This is a genomic window from Burkholderia sp. WP42 (assembly GCF_000745665.1).
Taxonomy (GTDB): domain Bacteria; phylum Pseudomonadota; class Gammaproteobacteria; order Burkholderiales; family Burkholderiaceae; genus Burkholderia; species Burkholderia vietnamiensis.
The window spans coordinates 14926-35535 of record NZ_JQJT01000041.1; the positions used below are offsets into that span (position 1 = coordinate 14926).

Annotated in this window: 16 protein-coding genes and 3 pseudogenes; 18 read left to right on the top strand and 1 reads right to left on the bottom strand. The window is 58.0% G+C overall.

Annotated elements, in window-relative coordinates; translation table 11 throughout:
- Positions 1-14 precede the first annotated feature (14 nt).
- From EX20_RS21690 to EX20_RS21730, 10 genes are all read left to right on the top strand, one after another.
- Positions 15-344: a non-heme iron oxygenase ferredoxin subunit gene (locus EX20_RS21690; RefSeq protein ID WP_081350677.1), complete on the top strand. Its 330-nt coding sequence runs from the start codon at positions 15-17 to the stop codon at positions 342-344.
- An 87-nt stretch (positions 345-431) separates the two neighbouring features.
- Positions 432-1883 (top strand): NAD-dependent succinate-semialdehyde dehydrogenase, encoded by a 1452-nt coding sequence (locus EX20_RS21695; RefSeq protein ID WP_034194732.1) that lies wholly within the window; start codon positions 432-434, stop codon positions 1881-1883.
- A 36-nt stretch (positions 1884-1919) separates the two neighbouring features.
- On the top strand, positions 1920-2969 hold the full coding sequence (locus tag EX20_RS31130) for an alcohol dehydrogenase (RefSeq protein WP_034194718.1): 1050 nt from the start codon (positions 1920-1922) through the stop codon (positions 2967-2969).
- 35 nt (positions 2970-3004) lie between these two features.
- Positions 3005-4051 carry an aromatic ring-hydroxylating dioxygenase subunit alpha gene (locus EX20_RS21705; RefSeq protein ID WP_034194719.1) on the top strand — a complete coding sequence of 349 codons (1047 nt, stop codon included), beginning with the start codon at positions 3005-3007 and terminating at the stop codon, positions 4049-4051.
- A 460-nt stretch (positions 4052-4511) separates the two neighbouring features.
- Positions 4512-5828, top strand: a complete 1317-nt coding sequence (locus EX20_RS21710) for a Rieske 2Fe-2S domain-containing protein (protein WP_034194720.1) — start codon at positions 4512-4514, stop codon at positions 5826-5828.
- A gap of 17 nt (positions 5829-5845) precedes the next feature.
- Positions 5846-6811, top strand: coding sequence for a PDR/VanB family oxidoreductase (locus tag EX20_RS21715; RefSeq protein ID WP_051974474.1), 966 nt, complete (start codon positions 5846-5848; stop codon positions 6809-6811).
- Positions 6812-6869: 58 nt separating this feature from the next.
- Positions 6870-8186, top strand: a complete 1317-nt coding sequence (locus EX20_RS21720) for a CaiB/BaiF CoA transferase family protein (protein WP_051974475.1) — start codon at positions 6870-6872, stop codon at positions 8184-8186.
- On the top strand, positions 8183-9364 hold the full coding sequence (locus EX20_RS21725; RefSeq protein WP_034194721.1) for a thiolase C-terminal domain-containing protein: 1182 nt from the start codon (positions 8183-8185) through the stop codon (positions 9362-9364). Before EX20_RS21720 ends, EX20_RS21725 begins: the two co-directional genes overlap by 4 nt.
- Entirely contained in the window at positions 9361-9813 is a 453-nt protein-coding gene (locus tag EX20_RS31135; protein ID WP_081350679.1) for a Zn-ribbon domain-containing OB-fold protein, read from the top strand. Before EX20_RS21725 ends, EX20_RS31135 begins: the two co-directional genes overlap by 4 nt.
- Positions 9795-10907: a CaiB/BaiF CoA transferase family protein gene (locus tag EX20_RS21730; protein WP_051974476.1), complete on the top strand. Its 1113-nt coding sequence runs from the start codon at positions 9795-9797 to the stop codon at positions 10905-10907. Before EX20_RS31135 ends, EX20_RS21730 begins: the two co-directional genes overlap by 19 nt.
- Positions 10908-10993: 86 nt before the next feature.
- On the opposite strand, the pseudogene EX20_RS21735 reads toward EX20_RS21730, so the two are convergent.
- Positions 10994-11485 (bottom strand): annotated as a pseudogene (locus tag EX20_RS21735) (transposase); the annotation flags it as partial.
- Between the two features lie 137 nt (positions 11486-11622).
- On the opposite strand from EX20_RS21735, the gene EX20_RS21740 reads away from it, so the two are divergent.
- From EX20_RS21740 to EX20_RS31155, 8 genes and pseudogenes are all read left to right on the top strand, one after another.
- Positions 11623-13131 carry an aldehyde dehydrogenase gene (locus EX20_RS21740; protein WP_034194736.1) on the top strand — a complete coding sequence of 503 codons (1509 nt, stop codon included), beginning with the start codon at positions 11623-11625 and terminating at the stop codon, positions 13129-13131.
- A gap of 113 nt (positions 13132-13244) precedes the next feature.
- A complete protein-coding gene (locus EX20_RS21745) occupies positions 13245-14882 on the top strand; it encodes a GMC family oxidoreductase (RefSeq protein ID WP_072465580.1) in 1638 nt (545 codons plus the stop codon).
- Between the two features lie 171 nt (positions 14883-15053).
- Positions 15054-15206: pseudogene (locus EX20_RS32985) on the top strand (IS5/IS1182 family transposase); the annotation flags it as partial.
- Between the two features lie 138 nt (positions 15207-15344).
- Positions 15345-16246, top strand: a pseudogene (locus EX20_RS31145) (ISL3 family transposase); the annotation flags it as partial.
- 156 nt (positions 16247-16402) lie between these two features.
- Positions 16403-18058: a long-chain-fatty-acid--CoA ligase gene (locus EX20_RS21755; protein ID WP_034194722.1), complete on the top strand. Its 1656-nt coding sequence runs from the start codon at positions 16403-16405 to the stop codon at positions 18056-18058.
- On the top strand, positions 18055-18981 hold the full coding sequence (locus tag EX20_RS31150; protein WP_072465581.1) for a MaoC/PaaZ C-terminal domain-containing protein: 927 nt from the start codon (positions 18055-18057) through the stop codon (positions 18979-18981). The genes EX20_RS21755 and EX20_RS31150 overlap by 4 nt, the downstream gene beginning before the upstream one ends.
- Complete coding sequence (locus EX20_RS21760) at positions 18981-20147, top strand: thiolase domain-containing protein (RefSeq protein WP_034194723.1); 1167 nt, start codon at positions 18981-18983, stop codon at positions 20145-20147. Before EX20_RS31150 ends, EX20_RS21760 begins: the two co-directional genes overlap by 1 nt.
- A 3-nt stretch (positions 20148-20150) precedes the next feature.
- Positions 20151-20555 carry a Zn-ribbon domain-containing OB-fold protein gene (locus EX20_RS31155; RefSeq protein ID WP_072465582.1) on the top strand — a complete coding sequence of 135 codons (405 nt, stop codon included), beginning with the start codon at positions 20151-20153 and terminating at the stop codon, positions 20553-20555.
- The last annotated feature ends 55 nt before the right edge of the window (positions 20556-20610 follow it).

Here is a 20610-nt window from a genome sequence, read left to right on the forward strand (position 1 = left end):
TTCCGGAGCAGTGAGTGCAAGGCGATTTGACTACCACATGGACACGGATTTGTGACGTAAAGGACGTGGCCGCCGGCGAGTGTCTGCGCGTTGAGGTCGACGGTTTTCCGCCACTGGTCATATTCAATCTTGAGGGCGAGTTTTTCGTGACGGCGGATACCTGCACGCACGGCGACGCATCGTTATCGGAGGGTTTTGTGGATGGCGATGAAATTGAATGCCCCTGGCATGCAGGGCGGTTTTGCATCAGGACTGGCGAGGCGACCGGTTTTCCGGCGGTCGAGGCATTGAAGGTCTATGCGGTCACAGTTTCAGACGATGCTGTCATGTTGCGTTCCAACTGACCCGGTGCGGAATTCTATATTCGCCGCATGCCGTTCTGGCTGTCGACACGGCCGTATAAAAAGATGAAGGAGAGTGAGGATGACTCAATGACGTACCCCGAACTGAAGCTGCTGGTCGATGGCCAATGGCTCGGCGCTGAAAAAAATCAGCGCGACACGCAACCGGTGCATAACCCGGCGACGGGTGAACTTTTGGGCCGGCTTCCCATGGCGCTGGAGGACGATGTCGAGCAGGCGATTGAGGCCGCTCATCGTGCATTTGCTGCATGGAAAACCTGGACGGCACTCGAACGCGGCCGGTTGCTGTTGCGGATAGCGTCTGCCATCCGTGAGCAGGCGCGGAGCCTCGCGCAGATCCTGACACTGGAACAGGGCAAGACACTCCCGGAAGCACTGGGAGAAGTGACCGCCACGGCCGACACGTTCGAATGGATGGCCGAACAGGGCAAGCGTGTTTATGGACGCGTGGTGCCCTCGCGGTTTACGGGGGTGGAGCAGCTCGTGGTCCATGAGCCGGTTGGTGTGATTGGGGCATTTTCGCCGTGGAATTACCCGATGGTGCTGGCCGCCCGAAAAGTGGCCACCGCGCTCGCCGCCGGCTGCACGATCGTGATCAAACCCGCCGAGGAAACGCCTGGCGTCATGATTGCCATCGCGCGCATCTGCATGGACGAGGGTTTGCCCTCCGGTACTCTGAACGTACTGTATGGCGTTCCGGACATGATCTCGCGGCGCCTGATCGCTTCCCCCAAGGTTGCCCAACTTTCGTTTACGGGATCCGTTCCCGTCGGGCGCCACCTGCTGGGTCTGGCGAGTGCAGCGATGAAGAAGATTACGCTCGAACTTGGAGGGCATTCTCCGGTAATTGTGGATCGGGACGTGCCCGCCGAGCGTGTCGCCGAACTCGCGACTGCAGCGAAATTCCGCAACGCCGGGCAAATCTGTCACGCACCCACACGTTTTATCGTTCACGACAGCGTTGCCGACGCATTTGAGCGCGAGTTCGCGAAGCGTGCCGGGCAATTGCGTCTGGGCAACGGGATGGACGAGACCGTGCAAATGGGACCGCTCGTCAACCGGCGGCGTCAGGCGGCGATGCAGGAATTGACAGACGAGGCGGTGAAAAGTGGCGCGCGCCTGTTATGCGGTGGCGGTGAACCGGTAGGGCTCGGTGATGGTTTTTTCTGGCAGGCAACCGTGCTGGCGGACGTAGGCGCAGGCGCTCGAGCAATGCATGAGGAAGTCTTTGGACCTATCGCGCTCGTATCGCGCTTCGATACGCTCGAGCAGGCGATTGAAACTGCGAACAATGTCGAGTTTGGCCTGGCCGCGTATGCGTTCACCCGTTCAGTGGAATCGATGCAGCGATTGCAGGGCTCTCTGCAAGCCGGTTCAGTAAGCATTAATACCTTCGCAGTGACTCCGCCTGAACTACCGTTTGCTGGAATCAAGTTAAGCGGTATGGGCGTCGAGATGGGTGAAGAGGGACTCATGGATCATTTCCATATCAAGGCGGTTGTGCGATCCGGCACGATCTGAGAGGGCGGCCGCCGCCTCCCCTATACAGAGGACAAGATGGAAAGCTACGACATTGTTGAATGGGGCAAACCGTTGCAGAAGATCGTGCGCGAGACGCCTGTACCAGTGGGTCCTGAGGTGCGAGTGAAGATAAGTGGCTGCGGAGTTTGCCACAGCGACATTCATATTCAGGACGGGTATCTTGATTTAGGCGAGGGGAAACAGGTCACATTCGAGAGCATAGGTGCAAAGCTCCCCTTTACGATGGGCCACGAAATTGTCGGGGTGGTCGACGCCGTCGGTCCCGAAGCGGACGCTGTGCTCGGTTCGCGGTGTGTCGTCTATCCATGGATAGGTTGCGGCGTCTGCCGACAGTGCCGCGAAGGACATGAGCTCGATTGCAGCAGCTCGGCCGGTCTGGGCACCCGGCGTGCCGGCGGCTACAGCGATTACGTGATTGTTCCGCACAGCCGGTATCTGCTTGACTATGGCCCGCTTGACCCCTTGATTGCAGCGACATGCGCATGCTCGGGACTGACGGCCTGGTCGGCATTGAAGAAATTGCCAGCATTGTCAGGCGACGATACCGTCGTGCTGCTTGGCGCTGGCGGGCTGGGGCTTGCCGCGCTGGGGCTGGCAAGGGCTGCCACGCCTGCACGTATCGTCGTTGCTGATATCGACGACGAACGCCTTTCACTTGCGTTATCGAAAGGGGCAGACGCAGTTGTCAATACCCGCTCGAACGACGCGGTGGCGGCACTGCATGCGGTATCGGGCGAGGCGCCCAGAGCCGTGATCGACTTCGTTGGCGCCGCGAGTACTGTTGAGTTTTCGCTTCAGGCTGTCGGGAAGGGGGGCACTGTTCTGGTCGTTGGTCTGTTTGGGGGGCGCTTGCCCCTGGCCACAGCGCTACTACCCATGCGCAACATTACCCTGAGAGGTTCTTACGTCGGTTCACTGGCGGAAATGCGGGAACTGTTGGCGTTGCTGCAGCAGCAGCCGTTACTGAATGTGCCGCTGTTCCAGGTGCCAATGGCCGAACTGAACGAACGGCTCGATGAAATGCGAGCAGGCAAGTTGATTGGCCGGGCGATTGCCACGCCATAGGCGGCATGGATTTGATTTTAATTAGAGGAGGCACCATGTTTCTTCAGAATGCTTGGTATGTTGCCGGATGGGCAACCGAGATACCTCAGGAGGGCTTGCTTGCCCGGCGTCTGCTGAGTCAGCGTATCGTTTTTTACAGGAAGGCTAACGGCGAACCAGCCGCGCTCGAAGATAAATGCTGTCATCGCTTCGCACCGTTGTCACATGGACGCCACGAGGGCGACTGCGTGCGGTGCATGTATCACGGTTTGAAATTCGATGGTACAGGACGCTGCGTAGAGGTTCCCGGTCAGGACAAAATCGGCCCGTCGTTGAAGGTCCGCAGCTATCCCGTGATTGAGCGTGATGGGTTTGTCTGGATCTGGATGGGCGAACCTGCGAAGGCCGATCCTGAGGAAATTCATGATGCCCACTGGCAGAGCGATCCGCAGTGGCACAGCTATGTCGGCGGCTACATTCACTATGCGTCGAACTTCCAGCTGATTGTCGATAACCTTCTCGACTTCTCGCACCTGGCATACGTGCATGGCCAGTCGATCGGATCCGCCGAATTCGCGCAACGCCGGCCCGAGGTGGAGCGGGGGAGCAGCCGTCTAAAAATCATGTTTAGCATCCCGGACATTGCGCGTCCGCCTTACCTGGGTACTTTTTCAAGTCTGCCAGAGCGTGTTGATCGTTCGAACCACTATGAGTGGTACGTCAAAGGCAATTTCTTTGCCCAGGACAGTGTCGTCTCGCCCGCGGGTACGGGCGACCGGGATAGCATGGCTCCTGAGACAGCCAGAATCCGGACGATCATTGCGCTGACACCAGAAGATGAAAACAATACGCATTATTTCTGGTCGATCACACACAACGATTTTCAGTCGCCCCGGAGTGATGTGACCTCTGCACTCGCGACTGCGGTCAGTGCGGCCTTCGATGAGGATCGCGCGATCATCGATGCGCAACAGCGGGTAGTTGCTGAAACCGGCGAAACGGGCATGGCGTCAATCGCCGCTGACGGCGCGCTTTTTCAGGTCCGGGGAATGTTGCTGAATCTGCTGAAGGCGGAGACGCAAACTGCCACCGACGCCGCGTGAACTGTTGAGCCAACTGCCAGTCGGTACGCCGCTGGCAGTTGGCGTCGCGCATAACTGCTTCTGAAGTGCGATGTATTCCCTACGTTCGCTCCCTGCAGTCGCGTAGGCCGGATCCTGTCAGGATGGGTCGCTGGTCGGCAGCTCGCATCGCGTCCGGGCGACCAATGATCACGTGCCGCTACCGTCAATATACGCCCGCGGGCGTACTCATTCAGGAAACGGATAGCCCACGCCCCCGCGATTTCCACGCAAAGAGATCTGCTGTGCTGCGGTCCTCGTCGGCATGGCTCACTCCATTCGTACGACGCCTTTCTTTGCGCAATCCTGTTGGGAGTTGGGATCAACACGGTAGCGTCGTTACTTAAAAAAAGCCGCAATCATCACAGACCGCGTTGACACTGGGTCAATCGCGACTATAATTGGTTCTACCAATTTGGACCTTCCACAAGGGAGACAGCGAATGCTTTCATACGAAGACAACGAAACACTAGTGCGCGTAGGCCCCGGTACGCCGATGGGTCAGTTCATGCGGCTTTACTGGATTCCCTTTCTTCCGGCTACTGATCTGGTTGCCGATGGCGAGCCACAACGCGTGCGTCTGCTTGGCGAGGATCTCATCGCCTTTCGGGACAGCGAGGGGCGCGTAGGGCTTGTGGACCACGTCTGTCCGCATCGGGGTGCGCCGCTGATTTTCGGGCGCAACGAGAAGTGCGGTCTTCGTTGCGTTTACCACGGCTGGCAGTTCGGCGTCGATGGAGCTGTTCTCGATACGCCCGCTGAGCCTGCAGAGAGTCGGCTCAAGGAAAAAGTCCGGATCAAGAGTTATCCGTGTCAGGAACGAAACGGTATTGTCTGGGCGTATCTCGGTGATGGCGCAGCGCTTCCGCCGCTTCCGAACGTCGAGTGGAACCTCGTGCCCTCCGAAAACATCCATGTCAGTTTCCGGGTGCAGGAATGCAACTGGCTACAGGCGGTAGAAGGAGAAATTGACTCGGCTCACGCACCTATCCTCCATGGCCGGATCGACTCGCAGGGCGCCATCAGCGAATGGGTGGCAAAGAAGGACCTGCGTCCGGTATTCGAATGCCAGCGCCGGGACTTCGGTATCAGCATCGCCTCCCGCCGGATCATCGACGACAGCACGAATTACTGGCGCGTTAACCAGTTCCTTTTCCCGTTCTACACGCTTGTTCCACCGCAATCGCAGTATCCAGAACTGAGTGGCCACGCGTGGGTGCCGATCGATGACCGGAACACCCTTTGCATCATGTTCTCATACCACCCTGCACAGCCGTTGTACGAAAAGACGCGGAAACTGTTCGAGGAAGGACATAAGGGACGTGAGACCGGCCATGCAAGCGTCCATGCGTTCGCGCCGCGTCCAGTGACCCAACCGTACGCCAAATACTGGACGAAATTCAATCTGGATTCTGCATTTCAGTTCAATTACGACGCCCAGACCAAAACCTGGTTCTCGGGATTGCCGGGGCTCTGGGTGCAGGATGCTGCATGCCAGTCGGGTGTTTCTCCGATCTATGACCGCCGCAAGGAAAATCTGGGGATCAGCGATACGGGCATTGCCATGACGCGCCGGCTGTTGCTGGAGAACGTGCGGAAGTTCGCAGCCGATAAGATCACGCCCACGCGCTATGACGATCCGGACCTGTGGATGGTACGCGCGGTGTCCCTTACGCTGCCAGCAAGTGCAACGTGGCAAACAGACGGGGTTGAGCCCATGACTGCGCGTATAGGTGCCGATTTCGGCTACGCCCTTTGAAGATTGCGGGGATACACATGTCGATAGAAAGTCCTGCCCGGTTGAAGGCACGCCTTACGCAGATTCGCCTCGAGGCCGACGGAATTCTCTCGTATGAATTCCGTCCGGACGGGCGGGCGGAGCTGCCTGCATTTTCGGCAGGCGCACACATCGATCTGCATTTACCCAAGGGCATGGTGCGCAGCTATTCCCTGGTAAACGATCCCAAGGAGCGTCATCGTTACGTGATCGCCGTGCAACGGGAACTCGAGGGCCGCGGGGGGTCGACGTGGCTTCATACGGTACCGCGTGTGGGTGATGTGATGGAAATTAGCGCGCCGACCAACGATTTTCCGCTGCATGAAGAAGCGTGGGAGTCGATTTTTATCTGCGGAGGCATCGGCATTACGCCTGTCATGTCGATGATCCGCAGTCTGGATCGTCGCGGTGGAGCGTGGCGACTCTACTACGCGGCGCGTTCGCCGGAGCGAGCCGCGTTTGTTCAGGAACTGACTGAAGCGGCGCAAGGCGCCGGACGGGTCGAATTCTGTTTCGAATCACAGTCGGAAACACGTCTTGACGTGCGACGTATCGTGCAGGATGCGGCGGGCGACGCGCACGTGTACTGTTGCGGTCCGCGTGGCATGGTCGATGATTTCATATCCGTATCGTCTGGGCGATCGCCGGATACGGTCCATTACGAGCGCTTTTCGTCCGCGAACGAAGCATCGACCGCAGGCGGTTTCAGTGTGATGCTGAATCGTAGTGGGCGCAGGATCGCGATCGTCCCGGGCAAGAGCATTCTTGACGCGTTGCTGGATAACGGCGTCGATGTGCAGTACGCCTGCTCGGCGGGGGTGTGCGGAACCTGCAAGACCCGCGTCATCGATGGTGTCCCCGATCACCGTGACGACTACCTCACCGATGAAGAAAAGAGCAGCAATTCGGCTGTGATGGTGTGCTGCTCGGGCTCGCTTTCGGGAACGCTGGTGCTCGACCTTTAGCGTGAGGGAACCGCGGTCGGGTACGGCGGACTGTGGTAATAACAGGAGGAGTACAGAGATGTTTTCGAAGCTAGAAGAAGAGTTTCCGGAGCACGTTTCGCGTCCGGAAGGTGCGCCCAAGGCACTGGACGGTATCCGTATCGTTGACTTCACCCATTTTATCGCAGGACCATTCGCGACCATGATGCTGGCCGACATGGGGGCGGACGTTATCAAGGTCGAAGCGCCTGGTCGGGGCGATGAGTTCCGCTACTATCCTCCAGCTCATCCCGCGGATGAGACGATCGGGGCGCCGTATCTCTGGGCGAACCGCAATAAAAGAAGTATCGCGCTGGACCTGAAATCGGAGGGCGGTCGCCAGATTGCGCGGGACCTGATCGCGACCGCCGACATCGTCTCCGAGAATTTTTCAACTGGGGTGATGGAGCGGCTGGGGCTCGGCTACGAGGTGTGCCGTGAACTGAATCCTGAAGTGATTTACTGTTCTGTGTCGGCCTATGGACGCGAGGGGGCGTTTGCCGATCGACTCGGTTTCGACCCGATCGCACAGGCGGAGAGCGGCTTCGTGTCGATGAACGGCTATCCGGACCGGCAGGGCGTCCGTGCGCTGTCGCCGGTCATGGACATCAGCACAGCGATGATGGCATGCAACGCAATATTGGGGGCGCTGGTGGCCCGCGAGCGTACCGGCAAGGGGCAGGCGATTGAAGTATCGCTGTTCGACAATGCCGTTCTGATGACGGGCTATGCGACTCTTCAGCACCTGTTCACCGGAGATGAGCCGCAGCGGCACGGCAACACGAGTCCGGATACCTGCCCGTCGGGCGTGTTCGAAGCCTCGGATAAGGCGTTCTATATCAATTGCGGCAATAACAAGATTTTCCATCGCCTCGTCGCACAGGTCCTGGAGATGCCGGAACTCGGGGCCGACCCGATTCTCGCCGACCGGAACGGGCGTATCGCGAAGCGGGCGGAGCTGTTCAAGGTGCTCGACGAGGCGTTTATCCAGCATCCGTGGTCGTACTGGCAGAAGCGCATGCGTGACGCCTCGATACCGTGCGGTGAAGTGCGCACTGTCGGGGAGGCGATCCGTTCGGCCGAGGCGCGTGAGCGGGGGTTAGTGAGCCGCGTTCATCATCAGGAACTGGGCTGGTTGCCCAACGTTGCATTACCGTTCCGGTTCGGCGGGACGCCAGTGGCGGATCCGGTGCCCGCGCCGCGGGTGGGCGAGCATAGCGGGCAGATTCTCAGGGATTCGCTCGGGTACAGTTCGGCGAGGATTGAGGAACTGGTCCGGGCCGGCGTAGTGTACGAACCTCCGTCCCGGACGGAACCTGTCGATCAGGCGTCGGAGCAGGTGGCTTCCGCATCATGAGTGAGCGAACGCTTCGCGGGCGCGTCGCTATGGTCGGCGTTGGTGAGAGTACTTACTACAAGGTCGGTAAATCGCCGGACGCCGAGTTCAAGCTTGCCCTCAAGGCGGTGCTGGCCGCGTGCGGGGACGCCCAGCTGGACCCGCGTGACATCGACGGTTTTGCCTCGTTTGGAAACGACCGAAGCGACCCTGCAAGGCTGGCTGCCGCGCTTGGCATCCGGCAGTTGCGCTCGACGACCATGCAATGGGGCGGCGGCGGCGGTGGGTGCGCGGCGGCTGTTGCCAATGGCGCCGCGGCGATCCATGCCGGGCTTGCCCAGTGTGTCGTGGTCTACCGCAGTCTGGCCCAGGGACAATACGGTCGATATGGGCAGGCACCGGACATGCAGACGGTATCGGGCGACATGGCTTATCAGATGCCCTATGGTGTGCTGGCACCCCCGCAGAAGTTTGCAATGAAGGTGACGCGCTTCATGCACGAGCATGGGGTCCGGCGCGAAGCGTTGCGCGCCATCGCGCTCGCCTCGTATCACCACGCTCAGGCCAATCCACACGCGCTCATGTATGGCAAGCCGCTGAACCAGGAAAAATACGACGAGTCGAGGTGGATCGTCGAGCCGTTCAGACTTTTCGATTGCTGCATGGAAAACGATGGAGCGGCGGCGCTCGTGCTTGTCGCCGCAGACCGGGCAAAGGATTTTCCGCACCGGCCGGTCTATGTTCTCGGTGCCGCCACAGGCTCGGTCGGGCGAGCGGCGGCTTCCCCGCACAACGCACCAGATTATGCGAGCGCTGGCTTCACCACCGTCGCGCCGGACGTGTTCCGGATGGCAGGCCTTTCGCCAGCGGACGTCGGCGTGGTGCAGAGCTACGAGAACTTTACGGGCGGTGTCGTGATGGCACTATCGGAGCACGGCTTTTTCCGTCCTGAGGACGCTAACGACTTTCTCACGCTCGAGAACCTCACGGCGCCTTCCGGACGACTCCCGCTAAACACAAGCGGCGGCAATCTGGCGGAATGCTATATGCACGGGCTCGAACTCGTCCTCGAGGCCGCGCGCCAGGTGCGTGGCACATCGACGAGCCAGGCTGCGCGCAACGACGTTGCGCTGGTGACCGGCGGCCCGATGGTCGCGCCTGCAAGCAGCCTGTTACTAGGATCGGAGGCGGTACTGTGAAGCCGGAGACGTCAAGCTACCTGCCGACGGGATTGCCCTCGCCCGTACCGGAGCCAGATGGACTGTCCGCGCCCTACTGGAACGGGCTGCGTGAATCAAGGCTGCTCGTGCAGCGTTGTTCGCATTGCGGCACCTGGCAGTTCGGCCCGGAATGGATTTGTCATTCGTGTCACGCGTTCGACCCGGAATGGCATGAAGTGGAGCCGCACGGACAGATTTTCAGTTGGGAACGTGTGTGGCATCCGTCACATTCCGCCCTGGTGGGGAGCCAGCCCTATCTCGTCGTGCTGGTCGAACTCCCACATGCCGGCAATGTCCGGATGATTGGCAACCTGCTGGGCGATCCGCTGCAGAACGTCGTCATCGGTACGCCTGTTCAGGGCGTGTTCGAGCATCACGAGCTGGCCTCACCACCTTATTCACTGATCCAATGGCAAATCAAGAATTGACATCAGGCGACCGACACGGGCCGCTTGCTGGCCTAAAGGTTGTTGAGTTTGCCGGGTTGGGGCCGGGACCGTTTGCGTGCATGCTCCTCTCCGATCTGGGGGCCGACGTGGTGACGATCGCGAAACCCGGCACGAAAGCTGGCGACCCGGCGAACATCACCGGCCGCGGTCGTACGGTCGTTATCGCTGACCTGAAAGACAGCGATGCCCGAGAGGATATCTACGCGTTGCTTGCCCGTGCAGACATACTTGTGGAGGGGTTCCGTCCTGGTGTCATGGAGCGCCTTGGATTCGGACCCGATACCCTTGAAGCAATCAATCCTCGACTGATCTACGGTCGCGTTACCGGCTGGGGACAGTCGGGTCCGCTGGCGCAGTCAGCAGGCCACGATATCAATTACATTGCGCTGGCCGGGGCGCTACACGCGATTGGCCCCGCCAATGGCCCACCCGTGCCGCCGTTGAACCTGGTCGGCGATTATGGTGGCGGCAGCCTGTATCTGGTCTGCGGAATCCTCGCCGCCTTGCACGAAAGGCAGTTCTCAGGGCGTGGCCAGACGATTGATGCCGCGATTGTCGATGGGACCCTCTCGTTGATGAGCACGTTTTTATCATTCCAGTTGCGCGGAGAGATCAACGAGCAGCGCGGTACCAACATGCTCGATGGCGGCGCACCGTTCTACGGTGTATATGAAACAGCCGATGGAAAACACGTTTCGGTCGGCGCAATCGAACCGCAGTTTTTTGCGCTTCTGTGTGAGAGCGTGGGGGTCAGCGAGTCGCTGCGCAGTGGTCATCACGATCGCGCCGCCTGGCCTGCATTGCACGAGGCATTGCGCGAACGGTTTTTGCAAAAATCCCAGGCGCAATGGTGTGACCTGCTCGAGGGAACGGATTGCTGTTTCGCTCCCGTTCTATCCATGAGCGAGTCGGGCCGCCATCCTCACAATGAGGCGCGACATGCGATGGTAAACGTGGATGGTGTACGTCATCCGGCCCCCGCGCCGCGGTTTTCCCGGACACCTTCTATCATTCAGGGGCCAGCGCCGAAAACCGTAACGCGGCTGGCGGACGTGTTGGGTCGCTGGTCATAGACGTGCCGGTGGGGGCGTGCGTTTTCGCGCGTGGCGGGCTGAATCAAATCGCTCACCTATCTTTTGATCTTTCCCAAATCATGACATCACCACAAGGTTGCCTGAATCCAGCAAGCGGCGATGATCAGGGCCGGTGCTGGGCGCTTTTGAGTTTGTTGCGAGCGGTGACATGCAATTCGTCGAGGGTGTTTGGGGCGGAAGTTCGCCATCACATGGCGCTTGAGCCATGCCCACAGATACTCGACGGGATTGAACTCGGGACAGTAGGGCGGCAGAAATGTCATGTGAATATGTGCGTCGAGGGAATCGAGATAGTCGCGGCCGATCGCGGCCCAATGGGGTCCGGCACCATACCAAATGATCAGTAGCGGCTGCTTGAGTTGTGCCTTGAGCGCCTTGAGAAACTCGACCATCTGCTCTTTTCTGACGCTGCGCTTGTATAACCGGAACAAGTAGTTCGTGCGATAGAGTCCGGCGATCACCGGCACGTAGTTCCAGTTGAAGTGAAACTGGACAGCCGGCGTTTGCCCCTCGGGTGCCTAGGTACGTACCCGTGTAGGACGCTCGCTGATATCTGATGTGAGTAGCGCGGATGTGGTGCTTCAAGCATGGCGAAATAGAATGGAAACGCCGTAGGCCCCTCGCCCAAAATATTCACTGATACAGGAAACATGGGCAGGAATATGGATTGTTCTCAGACACAGAAGAGGAAGTGATGACGGCAATCAAGGCAAACAATCCCGGTAGATCCGCCGTGCCGCTTAGGTATCCCGACAAGCTGTTCATCGGTGGTAAGTGGATCGATGCCTCTTCGGACACAAAATTCTCGGTCATCGCCCCCCACACCGAGGATGTCTACGTTACTGTTGCCGAGGCCGGAAGGGCTGACATAGACCGAGCCGTGGCTGCCGCGCGCGCAGCGTTCGATCACGGCCCGTGGCCGCGTCTTTCACATGAAGAGAGGGCAAAGTACCTTCATGCAATCGCGGACAAACTGAGAGCTCGCTCTGGTGACATGGCTGAAATATGGCCAAACGAGATGGGTGTCACATCGACATTCGCCCAAGCTCATATGCCACGGATTGCCGACATTTACGATTTCTACGCGAATCTGGGTGACTCTTTTGCATTTGAAGAGCAGCGCCAGACCAGCTCTGGCAATGGCAACGGTCTGTTGGTACGAGAACCCGTCGGCGTAGTAGGTGCAATCATTCCGTGGAACGCCCCGGCGATGCTGATCGCCTACAAATTGGCACCGGCATTGATAGCAGGATGTACCGTCGTCTTAAAGTCTTCGCCGGAAGCGCCAGGCATGGCGTTGGTCGTCGCCGAAGCCGCAGAGGACATCGGCCTGCCAGCAGGTGTGCTCAATGTCGTAACTGCCGACCGCGAGGCGTCGGATGCGCTGGTACGTAACCCAGCCATCGACAAGATTACCTTTACTGGATCGAGCGCGGTGGGCAAGCACATTGCATCCGTATTGGCCGAACGCGTCGGGCGCTTTACCCTTGAACTGGGCGGCAAGTCCGCTGCGGTCATTCTTGAAGACTACGACGTAGAAGTCGCGGCAAAGAAACTTGCAGCGGCCGCAACTCAAATGACCTGTCAGGTCTGCGCAGCTCTCACCCGCATCATCGTTCCCAAATCTCGCCATACCCAATTCATGGAGGCGCTTGGAGCAGCCTACTCAGCAGTAAAGGTCGGTAGCCCCTTCGATCCAGAGACGCAGATGGGCCCACTGGCTACGTTCCGACAACGCGAGCGAGTGGAAAGTTACATCGCCAAAGGGAAAGAGGCTGGCTTCACGCTTGCTGCCGGTGGTCGACGCCCGCCCCACCTCCCTCGCGGTTATTTTATTGAGCCTACGGTGTTCGGCAACGTCGATAACGCGTCGGTACTGGCCCAGGAAGAAATCTTCGGTCCTGTTCTCGTGGTCATCCCAGCCGAGAGTGAAGCGCGAGCGATCGAGATGGCCAATGACACGGTTTATGGTCTAAGCGGCGCCGTATTTACTAATGACGTGGACCGCGCATATGCGGTTGCACGACAACTGCGGACGGGAACGGTTGCGCACAACGGATTCCGCAACGACTTCGGAATAGCCTTCGGCGGCTTCAAACAATCGGGAATAGGTCGAGAAGGCGGCATTGAAGGCCTGATGCCATACCTGGAAACAAAGACGGTTCTCCTCGACAGCCTCCCGTCTAAACACCTGCAATCCTGACGGGTTTAAACATCGGACGTGGCTGGCCCGCGTCTTCGGCGACCCAGCGCAGTGCGTGTCGACAGGTAACGCAGCGACACGATCAAAAATAGCACTTATCAGGAGATATTGACGTGCCGGAAGCATACGACTACATCATTGTGGGAGGCGGGTCCGCTGGATGCGTTATCGCGACACGACTGATTGAAGAAACTCAAGCTAGCGTATTGTTACTTGAAGCGGGCCCGATGGACAAAGATATGTTCATCCACATGCCTGCAGGGATGCGTAACGCCCAAAAGTACTCGTGGAACTATCTTAGCGAAGCTAACCCTGACAACGGAGTTCCCCCCATCCATATACATCAGGGTCGGGTGTTGGGCGGCGGCAGTTCGGTCAACGGCATGGTCTACTGCCGTGGGACAGCCCACGACTATGACGATTGGGAAAACATCTATGGCTGCACCGGATGGGCCCATCATGATGTATTACCGTACTTTATCCATTCTGAGCGAAACGAGACGCTCGGAGCGCCGAACCATGGAACCGACGGCTACTTGTGCGTGAGCGAGCACCGCTACCGGCACCCCCTCACCATGGCTTACATCCGCGCGGGGCAGGAACTCGGCTACCCCTACATCACCGACATGAGCGGAGCGGCTGAACAGGAAGGTGTTGGCTTCTGGCAATGCACGATTCGTGAAGGTAAGCGAGATAGCACCGCTCGCGCATATTTGTATCGGGTCATCAAAAACAAGCGTCTCACGCTTATCACCGATGCCGTCGCTGAAAAAATTCTGATTGAAAATGGGCGCGCTGTTGGTATTAGCTATTCCCGCAAAGGCGGGTCGCAGACGGAAGTGGCCGCGAACAAGGAAGTCGTTGTAACCGCTGGTGCCATCGAATCGCCCAAGCTGTTGATGCTATCCGGAATTGGTCCGGCTGCGCATTTGGGGAAATTCGGGATAAAGGTCAAGGTTGACAGCCCGCAGGTAGGCCAAAACTACCAGGACCATTTGATGGTCTCGTTGACTGCCGAAACACCCGGAATCCGTAGCATCCTGCGGGAGTCAAAAGGACTTAGAAAGATCGCCAACGGGATCGAGTGGTTGGCATTCAATCACGATGGAGTCGTGTCATCAAACGTGCTTGAGGGCGGAGGTTATTTCGACATAGACAAGGATGGCAGAATAGATACGCAGCTGTTCGTATTTCCTTTCTACGAGGGCAAACGTGCCCAAAATGCGACGCAAACAACCGAGATCCCTGACGGCATTTCGCTCAAGGTAGGCCATGTCTGCCCGGAGTCGCGTGGCGAAGTACTCCTTAGTGGCGCCACTGCCGCTGATCCGGTCCGATTGAAAGGAAATTATTTGACCGCAAAAGGAGACCTCGATGCACAGGTCGAAGCAGTGAAGCTGGGTATGAGTTTCTTTGAAGCACCATCGCTAGGGAAGATCGTGCGCAATATTTCACCGTCGATCACTGAGAACACCGACGTCGCCGAATTCGTCAGGAGCAATTGTGTAACGATATTTCATCCCACCTCGACTTGCCGGATGGGGCCATCTCTCACCAGTTCGGTTGTCGATCTCGAACTCCGTGTATGGGGCGTGGCCAACCTGCGTGTCGCCGATGCCTCTGTCATGCCGCATATTATCAGCGGCAATACGAATGCACCGACGATTATGATCGCAGAACGCGCAGCTGAAATGATAGTGGCCGATTTGCAATTGGCGGGATATCCAAAGAACGATGCGGCATTAGCCTAAATCGCAAACATCACGGCTTGGAATAAGTGGGGAACAGGCGGCAGGGTCAAATTTACATCCGGGGCTTCGGCAACGTGATGATCGCGTAATGAGCTCTGGCGCCGCGGCTCAAATTTTGCCACGCCCGTTCCACAAGTTATGAAGCGGGAAAAGGCTGCGCGGCAAAGGGATACTATGATGAACCGTTGTTCCACAAGCGACGTGCTGGATCGCGTATTCACCGAATTGCAGCGTGAACAGATTGTTCGTGTCAGGATCGATGTGGCCTCGTTTGATAGCACGGTCGTAAAGGTGCATCCAGATGGAACCGGTGCATTAAAAAGGGTTTATCGCGGAATTCCGTGGAGGATAGCGAAGCAATTGGTAATCTGATGTCAGTAAAGACAGGCATTGGAGAGAAAATTGCTGGATCGCAAGACCCTGCAGGCGCTGGGCAGCTGGACAGGTTAACGACTTGAGCGTGTGGAATGGCCGACAGACGGTAGCCAGACTCTGTCGCTGTATCTGAAGCCGATCGGCGAGGTGATGCGCTGTGAGCATGCGGCAAGCGCTACCAGCAGATCCACGAAACGACGGTACGCCGGGTACGGGATCCGCCGCTGTTCGAGTTTCGGGTCGTCCTGCGCGTACCGCGTCGGCGAGTCTGGTGCGAGCACTGTGTTTGTCCCCGACTGGAGAAGCGGGGTTGGGTGGGTCGCGACCAGCGAGTGACGGAGCGGTATGCGAAGGCCTGCGAGACACTGCTGCAATCGGCCAGCGTGCAGGCAGTGGCGGCGTTCTACGGTTTGGACTGGCACGCCGTCAATCCATCGACAAGGCAAGCCCGTGGGCGAGGATCACTGATCCGGACTGGACGCAGGTGCGTCATTTGGCGATGAATGAATTCGTATTCCACAAGGGCTACCGCTACGCGGCGGTCGTGGGTGAGCCGCTCAATTGCCAAATACTGTGGATCGGTCCGGGCCGCTCACGCGAGAACCGCCCGAGCTTTTTTCGAGCAACTTCCCGCCGGCGTAGCTAAACGTATCGAGACAGTCGCTATCGACATGACGACGGCCTATGAGCTGGAAATCAAGGCGAACTGCTCGCAGGCGGAGATCGCTTATGACCTGTTCCATGTGATCGCGAAACATGGGCGCGAAGTCATCGACCGGATGCGGGTCGATCAGGCCAACCAGCTTCGACACGACTTGCCTGCTCAGAAATTGTTGAAGTCGAGTCGCTGGCTGCTGCGCGACGAACTCAAGCTGCTATGGTTCTACAGGAGGGCCGTCCGGGTGCAGAAGGCGTGGGAGCATTGGATCGAACACGCCAAGCAGAGCGGCATCGCCGCTCTCGAACTGTTTGCACAGCGTCTACAGGGTAGTCTTTGCCGGAACTCACCTGGACGATGCCTTGCTTCGCTCTGCATTTTGCAGTGATATCCGCGCTTGACAAATCTGGCTCCGAACATCAATAATGAAATGGTTGAACCATTTATCTAAAGCGTGAGCTGTAGTGCATCGCGCCCTGGGGACACCATGCAAGCACAGGATATAAAAAACTGGCCTCACCATCTTCCGCACCGGTTAACGGTGCCTGGCACGAACCTGTATAGCAACCTGTTCGTGTCGGCGCAGCGCTTCCCTGAGAAGGCCGCGTTGATTTGCGAAGATGTCTGCCTCTCCTATCGTGAGCTGCTTAGGCGGGTCGACGTACTCGCATCCTTTCTTTACGTTCGATGTGGTCTCGATCGTGGGGCACGAGTGGTCCTATACATGCAGAATTCGCCCGAGTTCATCGTGGCCTACTATGCGGCATTGCGCATTGGTGCAATCGTGGTCACGATCAATCCGATGAACAGGGCGGCTGAGCTTGCCCATTTTTTTGGCGACGCGGATGCGGAGGTCATCGTCTGCGATGGCGATCTTCTCGCGCATGTCGCGGCTGCTAATAGTGAAAACCGGATTCGTCATGCGCTCGTGGCGGGCACAGTTGAAACGGGACCTACAGCGTTCACGGTGACGCAATTCGATGCAGCATTGGAGATGTTCGTCGAAGACGCAGGTGAGCCGGATTTCCTGTTTGATGCTGATCAGCCCGCACTGATCCTCTACAGCTCGGGAACCACAGGCCTGCCCAAGGGATGTGTACACAGCCATAGATCGCTGATGGCGAGCGTCGTGACGTTGACGCACTGGATGTGGATACACTCGGATGCAGTGGTTATGCTGTCACTGCCGCTTTTTCATATCACCGCGATGCAGAATCAGATGAATGCGCCGATCTATTCTGGTGCAACCATGGTGATGTTGAAGCGATGGAACCGCGAGCGAGCCGCAGATCTCGTTCACCGTTACAGGGTTACGCATCTGACCGCGATGCCAACGATGATCACAGATCTGCTGGGCAGCCCACAGATCTCGTCGTTTGATTTCTCGTCGCTGAGCCGCATCGGAGGCGGAGGCGCACAAATGTCCGAGGGATTGTGGGCGCGCATCAAGGAGACTTGGGGCATCGACTTCCTGGAAGGGTACGGGCTGTCGGAAACTGCCCACGTCACGGGTAATCCGGCTGATCATCCGCGCCGGCAATGTCTTGGTGTACCGCTTTTCAATGTGGATCTGCGTGTGGTCGACGCCGATACGCTCGTCGAACTTCCGGCTAACGAGGTCGGCGAAATAGTTGTATCCGCACCTCAGGTTTTTCTCGGTTACTGGCGTAATCCCGAGGCGACGCAAGCGTGTTTTTTTGAACGCGACGGCCGCCGCTTTTTCCGGACAGGCGATCTTGGTTATTACGACGCAGACGGCTACTTCTACCTGAAAGATCGTCTCAAACGCATGGTCAACGCCTCGGGCTATAAGGTGTGGCCTTCCGAGGTGGAAGCAATGCTGTACGAGCACCCCGCCGTGCATGAAGCTTGTGTGATTGCAGCATCGGACCCTTACCGTGGAGAAACCGTCAAGGCGGTCATCGTGTTGCGGCAGGAATCGTCTGGGGCGGTATCGGCCGACGACATCATTTCCTGGTCACGCGAGCGCATGGCTGCCTACAAGTATCCAAGAATTGTGGAGTTCGTCGACGCGTTGCCACGCTCGCCAACCGGCAAGATCGACTGGCGTCGCCTGCAGGAAAGTCAGCGACCTGCTTCACCGCCACCACCCGCAGCAGCAGATTCCACCGAGACACCATGATCAACTATCAAAAACTCAAGAACTGGCGTTTTGATGACGTTGTGAAATCGTACAGCGAACGTGACGCTATCCTGTATGCGCTGGGGATTGGCCTGGGCGCCGAGCCGGAAAATGAACAGGCTCTGGCCTACGTGTATGGTCCCCATCTCAAGGTGCTGCCGACCTACGGCGCGGTGTTGGGTTCTCCTGGATTTTTTGCGACGGATTCGTCTTTTGGTCTGGACGCCAGACGCGTGTTGCATGGTGAGCAACACGTCATATTGCATTCTCCGATACCTGCATGCGCCACTGTGGTCGCCGAGAACCGCATTACGCGAGTGATCGACAAGGGCGATAAGGGTGCCGTGCTCCACGTCGAGCGAGCCTTACGTGAGCAGGGAAGTGGTCATCTGTTGAGCATCTCCGAGCAAGTATTGGTATGTCGCGCTGACGGCGGATTCTCCACTGCTTCGGAGCCTAGCGACGCGTCACCGGAGCCATTGCCTGGAGCGCCACTGCGAGACGCGGACTTTGTTATCGATCTACCGACGCGTCCAGAGGCCGCGTTGATCTACAGGCTTTCCGGTGACATGAATCCGCTGCATGCCGATCCGCGCGTGGCGCAGGCAGCTGGTTTCCCACGACCGATTCTTCACGGGCTCGCCACTTTTGGTGTGGCAGTGCACGCAGTGTTGCGGGCCTGTTGTGATTACGACCCAACGGCATTGCACGCCATGCGCGCGCGATTCTCATCGCCGGCGTTTCCGGGCGACACGATCCGCACGGAAATCTGGCGTGCTGGTACTCAGCTGAACATACGCGCGACTGTACCCGACCGTGGCGTGACCGTACTCAGCAACGGTTTGTTCGAGCTGACCACGCAAGGCGCTGAAGCGCTGGATTCACGCTTGTCACGACAAATAGCATCGGAGGATACAAGGTAATGACGATCTACGGCAAAGCTTATATTGCGGGGGCATACGAGCACCCGCTCCGTAAGGCACCGGACAAGTCGCTCGCGCAGCTTCACGCTGAGTGTGCGAAGGGAGCGCTCGATGATGCGGGGTTAAGCCTTGCGGATGTGGATGGTTATTTTTGCGGCGGAGACGCACCCGGGCTCGGACCATTAAACATGGTTGACTATCTGGGAATCCGTGCACGTCACATTGATTCCACGGATACGGGTGGATCAGCTTATTTGATTCATGTAGCGCACGCCGCCCAAGCAATTGCAGCAGGAAAATGCAGCGTCGCATTGATTACCTTGGCTGGACGGCCGAGGAGCGAAAGCGGGAATACGTTTGTGCTTCGGACCGCCGGCCCTACAGTGCCCGATTCGTCGTTTGAAATGCCATTCAGTCCGACGACAGCGAACATGTATGCCATGGCCGCCATGCGCCATATGCACGAATTCGGTACGACAGCCGAACAGCTTGCATGGATCAAGGTCGCCGCTTCTCATCACGCCCAATACAACGCAAACGCGATGCTGCGCGATGTCGTGACGGTAGAGGACGTGCTCGCATCACCGCTTATCGCGTCCCCACTCCGGAAGCTTGACTGCTGTGTCGTGAGCGATGGTGGAGGCGCGCTGATTGTTACGTCTCCGGAAATTGCAAAGACGTTGTCCCGCCCGCGCGTCAAGATTCTTGGGGCTGGCGAGGCAGTGAAGGGCCAACACGGAGGTGAGATTGACCTGACCTACTCTGCCGCTGCATGGTCGGGCCCTCGCGCGTTCGAGGAGGCGAAAGTCAAGCCATCCGATATCAAGTACGCGTCCATCTACGATAGTTTCACAATCACCGTGCTGATTCAGCTCGAGGATCTCGGGTTTTGCGGAAAAGGTGAGGGTGGACGCTTTGTCGCGGACGGCAATCTGATTTCAGGTGTCGGTAAATTGCCATTCAATACCGATGGCGGTGGTTTATGTAATAACCACCCGTCAAATCGGGGAGGTATGACGAAGGTGATTGAGGCGGTGAGGCAACTGCGTGGTGAGGCTCACCCCAGCGTGCAGGTCAAGAACTGTGATCTTGCTCTGGCACAAGGTACAGGTGGCTCGCTCGGCACGCGTCATGGCAGTGCTACGCTGATTCTGGAACGGGAGTAATTAATGAATACGTCGATTATGGAACAGCACCCATTTTCCAGTCCTCATGTAAATCCCGAGACCGCCCCGTTCTGGCAGGCGGCAAGTGAGGGAAAGCTGCTCCTCAAGCGCTGCGACAGTTGCGGGAAACCACACTGGTACCCGCGCGCACATTGCCCGTTTTGCGGAAGTGCCGTAACAAAATGGGAGCAGGTGAGCGGTCACGGCACCGTATACAGCTTCAGTGTTACCTCCCGACCCGACCCGGTGCCTTATGCGATAGCGTATGTCACGCTGGACGAGGGAGTCACGGTGATGACACGTATTGTTGATTGCGACTTCGAAGATATACGTATTGGAGCCCGGGTCGCTGTCGTATTCAAGGAAACACAGGATGGTCCGCCGGTACCAGCGTTTGCACTAGCGTAGGGGCGGTTGCGTTCGACAGTTTTTCGATATGAAATTTTCCATCACCTCTTGATAT